Here is a 16,215-nt window from a genome sequence, read left to right as displayed (position 1 = left end):
GTATTTTGTGGATAAAGAAGTGCTGACAGCACGGCTCGAATATGTGGACTCACTGTCATATCAAGTGAAAACGGCAGAAACATTTGAACTCGAAAGAATCTGTCACATGCTGATAGAAGCAGCAGTGGATGTCGGAAACATGATTATTGATGCTTTCATTTTAAGAGATCCCGGGAGCTACCAGGATGTCATTGATATACTTGAAAATGAAAAGGCAGTTTCCAGTGAGGATAAAGTACATTTTACTGAGACTTTTAAATGGCGTAAAATTTTGACCAGAGATTATACGAATATTGACCACGGGAAGTTGAAGCGGGACTTTCTGAAGCATATTTCAGCCTACCAGGGCTTTAAAGCAAGTATAGAGCAGTTTTTTATCAATGAAGGCCAGACAGTAACGGCATTTAAAGGTGATGATTGAATGTATCAGGGATATTTGATTGACCTTGATGGCACAATGTACAACGGGGAGACTGTGATTGACGGGGCAAAGGTCTTTATTGACCGGCTGAACGAGCATAATATTCCCTACTTGTTTTTAACGAATAATGCAACGAAATCCCAGGAAGAAGCAACGGAAAAGCTGTTGAAGATGGGATTTGATGTATCGAAAGAACGGATGTATACGTCTTCGATGGCAACCGCAGAATATTTAAAAACGCACCACAGCGGTGAGAGTGCTTATGTTGTCGGAACTGACAGCCTGAAAACTCTGATTGAAAAGGCAGGTCTTCATGTGACTGAAGGCAGGGCGGAAGTAGTTGTGATGGGTCTCGACACAGATGTGACCTACAATAAACTAAAAGAAGCGTCACTGCTTGTTGCAGGCGGTGCATCCTTTATCGCAACAAATCTTGATAAAAAATTCCCGACAGAATACGGATTTGTCCCGGGCAACGGTTCTTTAGTACAGGTTGTGATGGAAACGACGAATAAAAAACCTGTCATCATCGGTAAGCCGGAACATCATATTCTGGAAGCGGCATTAAAACGCATGAAACTGGATAAAGAAAATGTAGCCATGATTGGTGACAATTATGATACAGATATTATGACAGGTATAAACGGCGGAATAGATACAATTCATGTAAATACCGGCGTTACACCTCTTGAAGATATATTAAAAAAAGATGTAAAACCTAATCACGCAGTGAATAATCTAGCAGAGTGGAGTGTATTGTCATGACAAAGAAAGTATTGATTACCCGTATGATCAACAAAGAATGTATTGCTAAATTAGAGAAAGATTTTGAAGTCGTTGTCTGGCCGGAATATGAAATTCCTATGCCGCGTGAAAAATTTTTGGAAGAAGTTAAAGATGCACACGCAGTGATGACGATGCTCAGCGAGCAGGTGGATGAAGAAGTATTGTCCCTGGCTGAAAATCTGCATGTAATATCAAATTTGGCAGTCGGATATGACAATATCGATTTAGAAACTGCAAAACGTAAAAATATTGTTGTTACAAATACGCCGGAAGTATTGACTGAGACGACCGCGGAACTTGCATTTACAATGATGCTGATGTCTGCGAGACGTGTCATTGAGGCCAATAAAGAACTTACAGACGGCAGTTGGACGGGCTGGAGTCCTTATCACATGGCAGGCACTGATGTGTACGGAAAAACTGTCGGGATTTTTGGAATGGGCGCTATCGGTGCGGCATTTGCGCGAAGACTAAATGGATTTGACTGTAAGGTGCTCTACCATAACCGTTCAGAATCGGATTATGCTAAAAATTTAAATGCGGATCTGGTATCGTTTGATGAGCTTTTGAATCAATCTGATTTTGTTCTCTGTGCTGCACCGCTGACGAGTGAAACAAAACATACTTTTGATAAAACAGCATTTGAAAAAATGAAAAATACAGCGCACTTCATCAATATCGGAAGGGGCGGCCATGTCGTCGAGAATGACTTAAAGAACGCGGTTGAGACCGGTGAAATTGCCGCTGCTGCACTCGATGTTTTTGATAAAGAGCCTATAGGCAGTGACCATCCGTTTGTAGGGTTAAAAAACATGACACTGCTGCCGCATATCGGCAGTGCCTCTGTAGATACGAGAGACAAGATGATGGAACTGTGCATCAATAATATACTGCAGGTGTTAAACGGCGGCAAACCGTTTACACCGGTGGAGTAAATTAAACTCTATTGTTAACCTTAAAATAAAAAGGTTAACAATAGAGTTTTTTAATGCTATGATAAACCATATTGAATAATAAGGAGTCTACATAATGAAAATAAAACATATGGTTTATGTCGCTTTATTTGTTGCATTAATCTCAGTCGGTGCCCAGATTAGAATACCGGTCGGGCCTGTTCCCATAACTCTCCAGACCCCGATGATTTTATTGACTGCCCTCATCCTCGGACCAAAATTGTCAGCAGCAGCGGCAACAGTATACTTATTAATCGGCCTCACCGGTGTACCGGTGTTTGCCGGAGGCGGCGGTATCGGCTCATTTATCTCACCAAGTTTCGGATTCATATTAGGGTTTATACCTGCCGCATTTGTTGCGGGTTTCGGTGCAAAGCCGGGAATCCCGTTTTATCAGGTACTGCTCTATACATACAGCGCACTGCTGATTATTTTCGTGTTCGGTGCATTGTATTTCGTATTTATCATGAATACTGTTATCGGTACGCCTGTCGGGATTATTGAAGCGCTGATGATTACAGTCATCCCATTCATTATTAAAGATATTATTGTGGGTACGCTTACTGCTATGTTTGCTGTAGTTTTAAGGAGAAGAGGATTAAATATATCTGTAAATTAACAAAGAAGTACGGTCCGCCATATATTTGACAAATTTGTTATGGTATCATTAATTTAACTTATATAAATAGGAGTGAGAATTATGGACGGACAAAGTGAGACAAAAAAATCAAAAACCGGCCTCATTGTCGGTATTGTTGTGGGTGTACTGTTAATTGTCGGCATCGGCGGATACTTCATCTTCCAGTCAATGGTTAACACACCTAAAAACAGTTATCTGCTTTCTGAAAAAGCAGATATTGATAATACGTTTGAAATTTTTGAAGAGCGTTTTTCCGAGGAACTTGAATGGTATGAATATATGCAGGAGAATCCGGTGCAAACGGACTTGAATATTACTGCATCATCCAATGATCCTTCGCTGCAGCAGATGGGTCTTTCGGAACTAATCAGCGGATCAGAGATTAACATATCTACAGGTACGGACATGGAAGATGAAATTTCCACATTTGCATTGTCTGCAGATGTTGCAGGATTTTCAGTAGACGGACTGGATTTATTTTTAACTGGTGATAACGCCGGTATTACTTTCCCGTTTATTGAAGAATACTTAACTTTAAATGAAGCGGATGCACCAGGACTGTTAAGCATGATGGATCCAGCTTTCAGTGAAGAAGAGGAAATAGATTACTCTGTGTTCTTCGATGATCAAATGCTGAGTGAAACTGAGCGTGAATATATCGAAGATGAATATATGTCTTATATCCATGACCAGCTTCCGGACGATGCTTTTGAGTCTGAAAATGAAGAAATTACAGTCGGTGAAAATACGATTAATGCTGAAAAACTGACAATGAATTTATCAGAAGAGCAGATTCATACATTTTTAAGTGATCTTTTCAACAAGATGGCGGATGATGAAGAACTGATTAATATGATTCAGGCACAGGTGACAGCATCAAGCATCGGTATGCCTCAGGATGAAGCGGATCAAATCGGTTCGAATGTAAGTGACAGCCTCAGAACTGCTGCAGAAGATGTACAGAATGTCGGATTCCCGGACGGCCTCTCCTCTGTGATATGGCTGGATGGTGATGATATTGTACAGCGTGATTTGAATGTTACGACGGTTAATAATGATACGACTGCAACAGTAAACTTAAATGGTACGAATGAAATATCAGAAAATGGAAATGTCATGAATTACAATGCAGTACTTGGTGATGGTACTGAGGAGATGACTTTCACAATAAATGCAGATTTAAATGAAGTGGAAAATGGTTTTGAAGATACAATCACATTATCAACCAGTGAAGCAGACTCAAATATTGTTCTGACTTCAACTAAAGATAATTCCGGTGATGCAGTAAATTCAACTCTTCAGCTCGATGTCCCAATGGGCCAGGGAATGGAGAACTTATCTATTTTCTTAGAATCAGAATCCACTTATGAAGATGATCAGGTAACTGCAGATTATACAATCTATGCTGAGGACGGTGTATCCATCACAAGAGATACTGCAACACTTAATATTGCTCAGGAAAGTGTTACAGTGGACAGCGTCAGTGTTCCGGATTTAACGAATGAAGTGAATATCGGACAAATGAGTGAAGAAGAATTAAATGATTACTTTACAAATACTTTTGGTCCTGCCTTTGACTCATGGGTAAATGAGAACTTTGGTGGTATGGAACCTGGAGGTTTCTAGTTAAGGAGGGCGGTTGACATGAGAACGATACACAGTCTTTTCATTTTTATCGCCAACGACTTTAACAGAATTAAGAGGAAGTGGATATCACTTCCTCTTCTTTTCGTTTCTCCGTTTCTTTTTATTTTTCTGTTAGTTGTACTTTTGACACAGTTGATGCAGTTTGAAGAACGGACACTTGAAGTCGGGATTGTCAATCAGGATGACAGTGAGGAAACCGCTGTGCTTGTTTCAAGTCTGTCAGATACATCAGATATCAGTGACAGTCTGCGTTTGATTGAATTAGATGAAAGGGAGGCAGAGGCAGCCGTTTCAGAGGATGAGCTTGTCAGTTATATTGTTTTCCCTGAACATTTTTATCAGGATATGATGGCCGGACAATCAAGTGAACTAAGAGTGACCGGAAATCAAAACCGACAGCTTGAAAGTTACCTGGTCAGTGAAGTTGTGGATACAATCGTACGCTACATCAGGTCATCCCAGTCCAATATTCTAACCATTAACCATTATGCAAAATCTTTTGATATGGATATGGAAGAACGTCACGAAATGATTTTCCAGCATTTCATTAATTACTTTCTGCAGGTCGTATCAAGCAGGAATATGATGGATGAACACGAGATCAGTCCGGGAATCGGCCAGGGGAGCAGTTATTTCTTAGTCAGTGGACTATTTATTACAGTGACACTCTGGGTGTTGATATTAAGTATGGTTCTGAGCCGTGATGTGAATGAACAGATAGAGGCAAGAATGAGACTTTTCGGGGTCACTGATTTTGTGAAGAGTGTGTCGAAAGTCTTAGTTACAGTGATTACTGTAACGGCTGTAAGTACTGTATTTCTTTATTTATTGACACGATTTGAAGTTTTGGCTCTTGTTCCTGAAAATTTCTTCAGGGTAATGGTGTTGATTTCACTTCATGTGACAGTGACTGCCCTCATAGTAGAAGTTATTGATTTAGTCATACCTTCAATGAAAATAAAATTTATGGCTCAAATTGCGGTAGTAATACTGATTCTGTTTCTTGCGGGTGCGGTCGTTCCGGCTGCGTATTTCCCTGTCTATTTTACAGCGTTTTTTGATTACATCTACAGTTTTCAGAGTCTCAACTGGATAGAGAATATTTTATTAAACGGCAGATATACATATCAGCTGGATATTTTAATCATTACTGCTGCTGCGGCTTGTGTTTGTCTGGCTGCTTCTGCATTGTGGAAGGAGCGTTTCAGACGATGAGAATACTGCTTGAGACGAGATGGCTTCTTGTCAGGCATAAAGTATGGAAACTGCTGTTATGGCTCGTTCTTCCTTTACTTTTAACTGTTCTTCTCACCACTGTGATTAACAGAACGAGCGATGATTTCAGAATTCCTGTTGCGGTGATTGCAGAAGATGAAGGCGGGGAGATGACCGCTGATGTCATTGAGGCATTAATTGACAGTGAATATATGGATGTGGAAATATTTGATGAAAGTATGACGGACAGCGTTCTGCATTCAATGGAACAGTATGAGTTTGACAGTGTGTTTATTATTCCAGAAGATTTCGAGGAAAATATAGAAGACGGTGTAAGAAGAAATATCGTGGAGACGTATTACACCGACCGTTCACTTTTCTATGACCCGGTAAAAGAAGTGGCAGCATCTGTGATTCAGGGGAAATTAGGTGAGCTGTATGCTGTTGAGCAGATATTCGATATGAAAGAAATATACGCACCGGATAGTGTTTTGGAAGAAGCGGAAGTGATACAGCAGATTGAACAGACAGAGCGTGAAACTAATCTTGTGACACAGTCTTTCGAACTTTCGGGAGAAGAACAAATTGAAGAAACTGAAGGTGTGAATCCGGTACATATCTGGGCGTACTTATCATTGTTGTTTGCACTGTTTATGTTTGATTTTATAGTAAATGAGAGAAAAGAAGGCATATATTCACGATTTATATCAATGAGATGGACGTACAAGACATACTTAATTTTTAATATGCTTTTATATACAGCAGTGATGATGGTGTTTGACTGGATTTCATTTCTTGTTTTCTCTTTAATATTTGATACATCTGTCAATTTTGTGCCGCTTCTGTGCTTCAGGCTGGCACTAAACATGGCCGCCTTAGTCACGGCACTTTTATCGAAAAGTTTAATTGGATATTACCGTACAGCAATACTGATGACAGCAGTTTTAATCGGCATAGAGATTTTACTGCCGTTAATCCGTGTACCTTATATTTTAGATTTTCATATCATTGTGTCGTTTATAAACGGAGGTATGAATTTATTCTGGCTGCTGGTACTGAGCTGCTGCATTTTCATTTGGAAAAGAAGAGGTGTGTGAAATGTTAAGTGTACGTCACGTCTATAAAAGCTATGGAAAACATGAGGTACTTAAAGATTTCAATATGGAAGTAAAAAAAGGTGAGATTATCGGCCTCATCGGAGAGAATGGTGCCGGAAAATCCACACTCTTGAAAATACTGACCACGCTTTTAAAGCCTTCAAAAGGAGAAATTTATCTGGATGGTCAGTTGTACCGGAAAGAATATAAGAAAATCAGAAAAGAAATTGGATACGTTCCTCAGGACATAGCGCTTTTTGAAGATTTAACAGTTATGGAAAACATGAAGTTTTTCTCTAAATTATCGACAGTGAAGCGGACTGAATCTGAGCTGAAAGAGATTATCGGCAGTGTGCAGCTCACCCGTTTTGATACAAAGGTGAATGACTTGTCCGGAGGAATGAAAAGAAAATTAAATCTCGCAGTCAGTCTGATTCATCATCCGAAACTTCTGCTTCTTGATGAGCCGACAGCGGGCATAGATTTGAAATCCAGGATAGAAATCGGTCATTTGCTAAAATCTTTATCGGTGGATGAAGGAAAGACCATTATCTATATTTCGCATGATATGAATGAGATTGAAGCACTTTGCGACAGGGTGGTTATTATCGGTGAGGATGATTTTTATCAAAATCTGCTGAGTAAAAATAATGAAACCGCTTTACAATAAATTTCAGATTTCACTTGTATTATAAATGCAATTATGAGAACATTATATTTATCAGAAATAGAGTTTATAAATTCAGTAAAATATAATAAGAAATTTCGGGAGGAGTCTGTCACACTAGGATAAATGTGTCTATAGTGGAGAGACTCTTTCTTATTGGGATGAACAATTCACTGAATTTACAGTTTAATCATTACAGGGGGAAATGATATGACGCTATTGCATCTTGCGGTACTCACACCATTCTTGTTTGCGATTTTAGTGCCTTTCTTATATAAATTCGTTAAGCAGATACATACTGGATGGTTTGTACTTTTTATACCGCTGTCATTATTTATTTATTTTTTAACATACCTTCCGATCACATCAAGTGGCGGAACAGTGATGGAAAGTTTCAGATGGGTGCCTTCACTGGGGATTAATTTTGATATTTTCATTGACGGCTGGAGTTTATTATTTGCATTATTGATTACCGGAATCGGTACTTTGGTTATTCTTTACTCCATTTTTTATCTGTCGGATAAAAAAGAGCGTCTGAATCATTTTTACGTATACATGCTGATGTTTATGGGTGCGATGCTCGGGCTGACAACATCGGATAACCTGATTGTTTTATATGTTTTCTGGGAGCTGACCAGCGTGTCATCCTCTCTCTTAATCAGCTATTGGTATACTAAGGAAAAATCTATTTACGGTGCACAAAAGTCGATGTACATTACAGTTTTTGGCGGCTTATCAATGCTCGGCGGATTCTCGCTCCTGTACGTAATGGGTGGAACGTTCAGCATACAGGCACTTATCGAAAACAGTGATATCATTCTCGGGCATTCACTTCTCCTGCCGGCAATGATTTTGGTGCTGCTTGGTGCATTTACTAAATCTGCACAGTTTCCATTTCATATCTGGCTGCCGGATGCAATGGAGGCACCGACGCCTGTCAGTGCCTATCTTCACTCGGCAACAATGGTAAAAGCAGGGATTTATCTTGTAGCAAGGTTTACACCTGTTTTCGGGGGCAGCCAGTACTGGTTCTGGATTATTTCTATTGTCGGGATTATTACAATGATATGGGGCTCTGTATCTGCTGTCAGACAGAAAGATTTAAAAGGTCTTCTTGCTTTCTCAACTGTCAGTCAGCTTGGGATGATAATGAGCATGATTGGTGCAGGAAGTGCCGCATTCTATTATATGTATGGGGATAATGCACTTTACACCACTGCGATTCTCGCAGCAGTGTTCCATCTTCTGAACCACGCGACATTTAAAGGTGCTCTATTTATGATGGCGGGTATTGTTGATCATGAGACAGGGACAAGAGATATTCGCAAACTCGGCGGATTGATGACAATAATGCCGGTATCGGCAACCATTGCTTTCATTGGTCTTGCAGCGATGGCGGGTCTGCCGCCGTTTAACGGTTTCTTAAGTAAAGAGCTGTTCTTTACTGCTATGGTTAATGTCACGGACTATTCAATGTGGAATGCCGATACATTCGGAATGCTTCTTCCCGTGATTGCCTGGATCGCCAGCATATTTACATTATTGTATTCTGCAATTATTTTCTTTAGAACATTTACAGGTGAATTTAAGCCGGAACGTCTGCCGAATAAGCACGTTCACGAAGCACCTGTCGGAATGCTGATCAGTCCGGTTGTTCTGATTATTGCAGTGCTTGCTCTGAGCTTTTTCCCGAATATTGTCGGATATACTATGATAGAACCGGCAATGCAGTCTATTTTAAACGGTGTACTCAGTGACGGAGAAAGATTCCACGTAGATATCTACCACTGGCACGGATTTAATCTTGAACTGATGATGACACTTGGAGTTATTGTTATCGGCATACTGCTGTATATGACAATGAAGAAATGGTCTCAGTTTGGTATATATCAAAAAGAGAATGATATTTTTAATGCAGTTTATGACAAGGGATATGATGGTTTAATTACAGGCTCACAAAAAATAACAAGAGTCCAGATGACCGGAAGACTGAGAGACTATTTTATCTACATGTGTTTATTTATAGTCGGTCTCATATTCTATACAATGTTTAAATTTGATGGTTTTTCATTCCATCTTGAAAATATCTCGCCTGTGGAACCGTATATGTGGATTGTGATTGGTCTTTTGACCGCATCTGTTGTTTTACTGCTTTTTGTGAAAAACAGATTGACAGCCATTATACTGACCGGTGTAGCAGGATATGTTGTGGCATTTATGTTTGTTGTATTCAGAGCGCAGGATCTTGCGTTAACACAGCTGTTAATTGAAACAGTGTCGGTTGTACTTTTTATGCTGGTATTTTACCATCTTCCTAATTTAACGAAAGATGTTGAGAAGCCGGTCATGAAAATATTGAAAATCATTGTTGCTGCAAGTGTTGGTGTAATGATTACGCTGGTCTCTTTAAGTGCATATTCAACCGGAAACATTATCGGGTTCGAATCTATTTCTCAGTACTATGTAGATTACTCGAAAATACTCGCCGGCGGATACAACATTGTTAACGTGATTTTAGTCGACTTCCGTGGCCTGGATACAATGCTTGAAATATTAGTGCTCGGAATCGCATCACTTGGAGTGTACTCGATTATTAAACTCAAGATTAAAGAAGGTGAAGATGTATGAAGCAGACACCGAATAATATGATGTTGCAGACATTTATGAAATTGATTGCAGTAGTTGTATTTACATTTTCAATCTACATCTTCCTTGCCGGACATAATGCTCCGGGCGGCGGTTTTGTCGGCGGTTTAATGACGGCAAGTGCAATAGTAGTGCTGTATTTGGTATTTGATTTAAAATCGATCACAAAAGTGATACCACTCAATTTCATTATGCTGATTGGTCTCGGGCTTTTGTTTGGCGCTGTAACAGGTGTGATTTCTGTAATATTCGGATATCCTTTCCTGACTCAGTTTTTTGATTATTTCAGCTTTCCGATATTCGGGGAGGTAGAGCTTACAACGGCACTGGTCTTTGACCTGGGTGTTTATCTGGTAGTTGTTGGTGCAGCACTTACGATTATTTCTACGATTGCGGAGGATGATGATACATGGAAATCTTAATGTCAGTTGTCATAGGTATTATATTCGCAGTCGCAGTTTACTTGATGATGTCAAGGAACTTAATCCGTGTCATCATCGGCACACTCGTAATTTCACATGGTGTGCATCTTCTCCTGCTGACAATGGCAGGACTTCAGACGGGTGCACCTCCGTTGTTATCATTAGAAGAATCTTCATATACAGATCCATTGCCTCAGGCACTTATACTGACTGCTATCGTTATTGCGTTTGGAGTCACATCACTGCTTGCAGTCATGGGCTATAAGACATATAAAGCCCATAAGACAGTGGATTTAGAGGAATTGAAAGGGGCAAAAGATGAGTAATTTAATTATTTTACCGGTCGTTTTCCCATTTTTAATCGGGGCAATATTAGTCATCTTTTATAAGCATACGAAACTGCAGCGGGTACTGAGCGGAATCGGAGTACTGGCTTTAATCGCTATTTCTGCTTATCTGGCACATATTGCATTTTATGAAGGGACAGTGACCCTTGCAGCAGGAAACTGGGAAGCCCCTTACGGAATTATATTAGTTCTTGATAACCTGGCAGCTCTTATGCTGTTGATTACAAGTATACTGAGTGCCGCATGTTTATTCTTTGCTTACGGGACAATCTCAAAAGAACGGGAGAAATTCTTCTTTTATCCGTTTTATTTCTTCTTACTTATCGGAGTAAACGGCTCATTCTTAACAGGTGATATTTTCAACCTGTTTGTATTCTTCGAGGTTATGCTGTTGTCTTCCTATGTTTTAATTGTCAACGGGAGCAGCAAATATCAGCTGAGAGAATCTTTTAAATATGTGATCATTAATGTTTTTGCTTCAGCACTGTTTGTTGTTGCGATTGCCTGGCTTTATTCAGTTACAGGAACTTTGAACATGGCGCATTTGTCGGAAAGAATTGCTGAAGCAGGTCAGACAGGAACGCTGACGGTCATTGGAATCATGCTGCTCATCGTTTTTGCGACAAAAGGGGCATTATTTCCACTGTATTTCTGGCTTCCTAAATCGTATTTCGGTCCGCCTGCAGCCATTGCTGCATTGTTCGGCGGTCTGTTGACCAAAGTCGGAATATACGCGATTATCCGTACATTCACATTGATTTTTTACCATGAACCTGAATTTACACATAAAGGTGTAATTGTGACGATTGCCGGTTTCACCATGCTTCTTGGTGTACTCGGTGCAGTATCCCAATTTGATTTTAAACGGATATTGAGTTATCACATCATCAGTCAGGTGGGATATATGGTTATGGGTCTCGGAATATTTACGCCGCTTGCTGTTGCGGGTGCGATATTTTATATTGTCCACCATATGTTCGTAAAAACTGCACTATTCCTGCTGTCCGGTGCGACGCAGAAAGTCACCGGTACGACGGATATTAAACAGATGGGCGGGATGTTGAAATCACATCCGCTTCTTGCCTGGTTCTTCTTTATCAGTGCAGTATCGCTTGCCGGGATTCCGCCGCTCAGCGGATTCTTCAGTAAATTCCCGATTATTTTATCCGGTTTTGAAGAGGGGCAGTATGTTATTTCAGCAGTTGCATTACTGGTTGGACTGTTGACTTTATTCTCGATGATTAAAATTTTCTCTTATGTCTTCTGGGGTAAGAACAAATTGACAGAAGAACAGTCGAAAATCAGTGTAAATAAACTCTTACTGCCTGTTGCGCCGCTTGTTGCCTTATCGGTAATCTTAGGATTTGGAGCAGAATATGTCTTCCAGTATTCATTGGTTATTGCAGAACAAATCATGGAGCCGTCTAATTATATAGATGCGGTCTTAAAGGAGTAGATGTCATGCCATTTCAAATTATAGTCAATTTACTCATCGCCATCATATGGATGTTTTTGCATAACAGCTTAACGTTTTCGAATTTTTTATTCGGCTATATTATAGGGATATTCGTGCTTTATATTCTAAGGTACTTTCTTGGATTCGACTTTTATTTCAGAAAAACCTGGGCGTTTATAAAATTAATACTGATTTTTATCCGGGAATTAATAAAGGCTAACTTGGATGTATTGAAAGTGGTTATGAGTAGAGAACTGCATAATAAACCGGGGATTGTCGAAGTAGATACAAGGCTTGAAACAAACTTCGAAATCGCGACACTCGCAGCATTAATTTCTCTCACACCGGGAACTGTCTCTATGGACTTTTCACTGGATAATAAAAAAATATATGTGCATTCGCTGGATGTACCCAATAAAATTGAGATGATTGCAGACATCAGGGACAGTCTTGAAAAGGCGATTTTGGAGGTGACTAAATAGAAATGTTTAACATAATTCTATATATTGGTCTCATAGGAATATCGATTTCTCTTGTCTTGTTTTTAGTAAGGGCAGTACTTGGTCCTTCAGTGAATGATCGTATTCTCGCACTTGATTCAATCGGCATCACATTAGTCGGCTTTATCGGATTAATCATGATTCTGCAGAATACAATTGCGTATTCTGATGTTGTGCTGGTTCTCGGAATATTGGCATTTGTCGGGACAGTAACACTTTCAAAATTTATTGAGAGGGGTGCTGTCATTGACCGTAACAGAGATAATAGTTAGTATATTTATATTAATCGGTACTTTTTTTACACTGGTCAGTTCGTTCGGTGTTGTCCGCTTAAAAGATGTTTACAGCAGAATGCATGCTGCCGGCAAGAGTGCGACACTCGGTATAGTCAGTCTGATGCTTGCTACACTGATATTTTTCATCCCGCAGGGTGAGTTTAATTTTAAAATATTTTTGGCGATTATCTTTGTGTTTATGACTGCACCGCTGTCGGCATTGATGATTAACCGTTCTGCTTACCGCACAGGTGTACCTCTTGAGAAGAACACAGTAGAGGATGACCTCGCAAAAGCTGAACATATGCAGGATTTTCAGCAGATAAGAAGCGATGATGTCAAGGACGGTACAAAAAAATAGATTTCAGAGTTTAACACCGATATATGAGTTTTAAGTTTTGAAATGTCATATTAAAGAAAGACACTGTATGATTTAAATCATACAGTGTCTTTCGTGTTTAATAATGGTTTACAGACAAGGGCTTCTTTATTATATGAAATTTACGTCTGCATCTCGTTTTCCGTGCGGTCAAGCCATTTTTGTATTGGTTTGATTTGAACGTAACCATCCTGCAGCACCTCATCATTGATGGCAACAAGCGGATAAAAAAGTTCATCTTCATTAATCTGTTCTATAATAGATTCATCAAAGTCCGAGAGATTCTCTGTGTGGTCTAGATCAATATAATTAAAGTTGAATGTGCGGTCCGGATATTTGCGTGTTAAAAGAGCTTCCAGCCATTCATACGTTTCTTGTGATCCGGGCGCATTCACACAGCTCGCACATACTGTCTCACGGCCGTAAACATTCACAACATATTTCAAAGTTAAACTCCGCCTTTCAGATGATAGATTTTTCTTCTTAAATCTATTATAATATATATAGATTATTTTTCGTAAGATTTGATAGGAGTGAATTAAATGACAACTGATCAGGATACAATGTATGGACAAGTTGAGGAAGTTATAGAGAAGCTCCGACCGTTTCTTTTACGTGACGGCGGTGACTGTGAGCTTGTAGATGTAGAAGACGGCGTAGTAAAATTACGTTTACTCGGTGCATGCGGAACGTGCCCAAGTTCTACAATTACTTTAAAGGCTGGTATTGAGCGTGCAATGCTTGAAGAAGTACCGGGGTTTGTAGAAATTGAGCAGGTATTTTAATTGAAACTACAAAACCACCAAATTTGAATTTGGTGGTTTTACTTTATAGATTCAGTTATTTACCGCCGAGTTTATACATCCAGAGGACACCGCTTTTAAGCATACGTGCGATACGTCCTGTTACAGTACGTTCTTTTAAATAGGCAAAGCCTTCTTTTGAACCAAGGGAGCCGAGAACGCCTTTTAATTTAATGTCAGGCATCGTTTCAGGCAGTGGGTCGCCCTTCATCAATATTTGAAGGACATCGGCAATCTGTTCGCCCTGGCTTTCAGCAACCTGTGCTGACGGTGCATGTGTCAAAGCTGCACAGTCACCGACTACAAATGCATCTTCATAGTCTGGAATCTGGTGGTACTGGTTTAACACTACACGTCCGCCGACACCGAACTCAACGGGCAGATTACGGACCACTTCAACAGGCTGCACACCCGCAGTCCAGATACAGATGTCAAGGTCGTGTGAGTCTTCATTATTATAAACTTTGTGCGGTTCGACTTTAACGATATTGGAATATGGAATGATTTCAACATCATTGTCTGTAAACCAGGTTTTTACGTAATTACTTAAGCGGACAGGATACATCGGAAGAATACGGTCGCCGCGGTCAAATAATTTTATTTTCAAATCGCTTCTTGCTTCACGCAGTTCGCTTGCGATTTCGATGCCGGAAAGGCCCGCACCGACGATACCGACAGAAGCGTTCGGCTTCAGTGCGCCGATGGCGTTAAATGTCTCTCTTGAGTCATTTAAAGTCTGGATGCCGTATGTGTGTGCTTCTGCACCCGGAATTTCGTGGTACTTATCGATACACCCGAGACCGATAACCAGGTAGTCATAATGAATGTTTTCATCTTCAAGCGTAATAAATTTACCGCTTAAATCAATGTGTGTGACTTTCCCAAACAACAGTTCAACAGCATCATTTTTTGGAAATTGTACACGGACTTCCTTTTCGCTTTTAGTTCCTGCAGCTAAAGCGTAATATTCGGTTTTAACCCCTTGATAGGGATTTCTGTCGATTAAAGTAATTGAATAATCTTTCGGCAGTTTGGGCAGTAATTTCTGGATGATTCTTAAATTACCGTAGCCGCCGCCGAGACAAACTATTTTTTTCATGTCATCACCTTTATGTATTATGTTCTATGTACAGTATAATTGTAAAAACTATAAACTACAAACGAATCTTCATATAAATGTAAACAGAAAGAATCAGAGGAGGTCATACAAATGTTCAGCCTGGTTGAATTTTGTAATTCGAATATGTTAAAGGGCACAGAAGAAGTGTTTAAACGCCTGGAGCAGGCTGAGGGTATTGACTGTGTCGATTATGAATGTACAAATAACTGCGGACTTTGCAGCAAGTCTTTCTTTGCGCTCGTAGACGGTGAACTGGTCAGTGCGAAAGAGCCGGACAAACTGGAAGATAAAATATATAAAAGAATTGAAAGGCAGCAGGACAAACAGGATAAGTTGTATGATATGTTCGATGATTTGAAATAAAGTCCCTGAAACAGATACATGATTTTCTGAAGAACAAACAGGAAATTAATCAGATAGTTTGAGCTATGATTTCATGTCATATATAATTGAAAGTATTGAAGGAGTGAGGAGTATGTCAAATATTACGTTGACGGAAAGTGCGGCATATGAAGTTAAAGATATGCTTGAAAAGAATGATATGTCAGACGGCTTCCTCAGATTTAAAGTGCAGGGCGGCGGTTGTACCGGCCTCACATACGGGATGGCTGCAGAGACAGATAAATCTGACAACGATATAGAATATGAATTTCACGGTGTGAAAGTACTGGTTGCTAAAAAGGATGTTGCTGTGATTGACGGCACGGTAATTGATTTTAAACAGTCTTTAATGGGCGGCGGATTTACGATAGATAATCCCAATGCGATGCTGTCCTGCGGCTGCGGTGCTTCATTCAGAACAAAACAGAATGCCGGAACACCGGAAAATTGCTAATAAAAT

20 protein-coding genes are annotated in these 16,215 nt (G+C 39.8%); 18 read left to right on the top strand and 2 right to left on the bottom strand.

The window, feature by feature from the left end:
* Positions 1-7: 7 nt before the first annotated feature.
* The 15 genes from ACFSX4_RS06705 (at position 8) to mnhG (ending at position 13,433) form a co-directional block, all read left to right on the top strand.
* A complete protein-coding gene (locus ACFSX4_RS06705; RefSeq protein WP_377773467.1) occupies positions 8-421 on the top strand; it encodes a DUF86 domain-containing protein in 414 nt (137 codons plus the stop codon).
* The gene (locus ACFSX4_RS06700; protein ID WP_377772818.1) at positions 422-1,186 is read left to right on the top strand and encodes a TIGR01457 family HAD-type hydrolase; all 765 of its coding nucleotides are present in this window, start codon (positions 422-424) and stop codon (positions 1,184-1,186) included.
* On the top strand, positions 1,183-2,142 hold the full coding sequence (locus tag ACFSX4_RS06695) for a 2-hydroxyacid dehydrogenase (protein WP_377772816.1): 960 nt from the start codon (positions 1,183-1,185) through the stop codon (positions 2,140-2,142). Before ACFSX4_RS06700 ends, ACFSX4_RS06695 begins: the two co-directional genes overlap by 4 nt.
* 94 nt (positions 2,143-2,236) lie before the next feature.
* Positions 2,237-2,779: a biotin transporter BioY gene (locus ACFSX4_RS06690; RefSeq protein ID WP_377772814.1), complete on the top strand. Its 543-nt coding sequence runs from the start codon at positions 2,237-2,239 to the stop codon at positions 2,777-2,779.
* Between the two features lie 81 nt (positions 2,780-2,860).
* On the top strand, positions 2,861-4,426 hold the full coding sequence (locus ACFSX4_RS06685; protein ID WP_377772812.1) for a hypothetical protein: 1,566 nt from the start codon (positions 2,861-2,863) through the stop codon (positions 4,424-4,426).
* 18 nt (positions 4,427-4,444) lie between these two features.
* Entirely contained in the window at positions 4,445-5,662 is a 1,218-nt protein-coding gene (locus ACFSX4_RS06680; RefSeq protein ID WP_377772810.1) for an ABC transporter permease, read from the top strand.
* The gene (locus ACFSX4_RS06675) at positions 5,659-6,759 is read left to right on the top strand and encodes an ABC transporter permease (protein ID WP_377772808.1); all 1,101 of its coding nucleotides are present in this window, start codon (positions 5,659-5,661) and stop codon (positions 6,757-6,759) included. Before ACFSX4_RS06680 ends, ACFSX4_RS06675 begins: the two co-directional genes overlap by 4 nt.
* A gap of 1 nt (position 6,760) precedes the next feature.
* Positions 6,761-7,429, top strand: coding sequence for an ABC transporter ATP-binding protein (locus ACFSX4_RS06670; protein ID WP_377772806.1), 669 nt, complete (start codon positions 6,761-6,763; stop codon positions 7,427-7,429).
* 207 nt (positions 7,430-7,636) lie between these two features.
* Positions 7,637-10,054 (top strand): Na+/H+ antiporter subunit A, encoded by a 2,418-nt coding sequence (locus tag ACFSX4_RS06665; protein WP_377772804.1) that lies wholly within the window; start codon positions 7,637-7,639, stop codon positions 10,052-10,054.
* Positions 10,051-10,494 carry a Na(+)/H(+) antiporter subunit B gene (locus ACFSX4_RS06660; protein WP_377772802.1) on the top strand — a complete coding sequence of 148 codons (444 nt, stop codon included), beginning with the start codon at positions 10,051-10,053 and terminating at the stop codon, positions 10,492-10,494. The genes ACFSX4_RS06665 and ACFSX4_RS06660 overlap by 4 nt, the downstream gene beginning before the upstream one ends.
* Positions 10,482-10,820, top strand: coding sequence for a Na(+)/H(+) antiporter subunit C (locus tag ACFSX4_RS06655; RefSeq protein ID WP_377772800.1), 339 nt, complete (start codon positions 10,482-10,484; stop codon positions 10,818-10,820). Before ACFSX4_RS06660 ends, ACFSX4_RS06655 begins: the two co-directional genes overlap by 13 nt.
* Entirely contained in the window at positions 10,813-12,297 is a 1,485-nt protein-coding gene (locus ACFSX4_RS06650) for a Na+/H+ antiporter subunit D (protein WP_377772798.1), read from the top strand. The genes ACFSX4_RS06655 and ACFSX4_RS06650 overlap by 8 nt, the downstream gene beginning before the upstream one ends.
* 5 nt (positions 12,298-12,302) lie before the next feature.
* Positions 12,303-12,779 carry a Na+/H+ antiporter subunit E gene (locus ACFSX4_RS06645; protein WP_377772796.1) on the top strand — a complete coding sequence of 159 codons (477 nt, stop codon included), beginning with the start codon at positions 12,303-12,305 and terminating at the stop codon, positions 12,777-12,779.
* Between the two features lie 2 nt (positions 12,780-12,781).
* Positions 12,782-13,069: a Na(+)/H(+) antiporter subunit F1 gene (locus tag ACFSX4_RS06640; protein WP_377772794.1), complete on the top strand. Its 288-nt coding sequence runs from the start codon at positions 12,782-12,784 to the stop codon at positions 13,067-13,069.
* Positions 13,044-13,433: a monovalent cation/H(+) antiporter subunit G gene (gene mnhG, locus ACFSX4_RS06635; RefSeq protein WP_377772792.1), complete on the top strand. Its 390-nt coding sequence runs from the start codon at positions 13,044-13,046 to the stop codon at positions 13,431-13,433. The genes ACFSX4_RS06640 and mnhG overlap by 26 nt, the downstream gene beginning before the upstream one ends.
* Positions 13,434-13,573: 140 nt before the next feature.
* Here the strand turns inward: mnhG and ACFSX4_RS06630 are convergent, their stop codons facing one another.
* Positions 13,574-13,897, bottom strand: coding sequence for a YuzD family protein (locus ACFSX4_RS06630; protein ID WP_377772790.1), 324 nt, complete (start codon positions 13,895-13,897; stop codon positions 13,574-13,576).
* A gap of 96 nt (positions 13,898-13,993) precedes the next feature.
* On the opposite strand from ACFSX4_RS06630, the gene ACFSX4_RS06625 reads away from it, so the two are divergent.
* Entirely contained in the window at positions 13,994-14,236 is a 243-nt protein-coding gene (locus ACFSX4_RS06625; RefSeq protein ID WP_377772788.1) for a NifU family protein, read from the top strand.
* A 55-nt stretch (positions 14,237-14,291) separates the two neighbouring features.
* On the opposite strand, the gene ACFSX4_RS06620 is transcribed toward ACFSX4_RS06625, so the two are convergent.
* A complete protein-coding gene (locus tag ACFSX4_RS06620) occupies positions 14,292-15,353 on the bottom strand; it encodes an NAD(P)/FAD-dependent oxidoreductase (protein ID WP_377772786.1) in 1,062 nt (353 codons plus the stop codon).
* Positions 15,354-15,464: 111 nt separating this feature from the next.
* Between ACFSX4_RS06620 and ACFSX4_RS06615 the strand changes: the two genes are divergently transcribed.
* On the top strand, positions 15,465-15,737 hold the full coding sequence (locus ACFSX4_RS06615; protein ID WP_377772784.1) for a YuzB family protein: 273 nt from the start codon (positions 15,465-15,467) through the stop codon (positions 15,735-15,737).
* A 112-nt stretch (positions 15,738-15,849) separates the two neighbouring features.
* A complete protein-coding gene (locus ACFSX4_RS06610) occupies positions 15,850-16,209 on the top strand; it encodes a HesB/IscA family protein (protein WP_377772782.1) in 360 nt (119 codons plus the stop codon).
* Positions 16,210-16,215 lie beyond the last annotated feature (6 nt).

Source organism: Corticicoccus populi (assembly GCF_042686195.1).
Lineage (GTDB): Bacteria > Bacillota > Bacilli > Staphylococcales > Salinicoccaceae > Corticicoccus > Corticicoccus populi.
The sequence above is the reverse complement of the archived record's forward strand: the minus strand, read 5'-3'. Positions and strand labels throughout refer to the sequence as shown.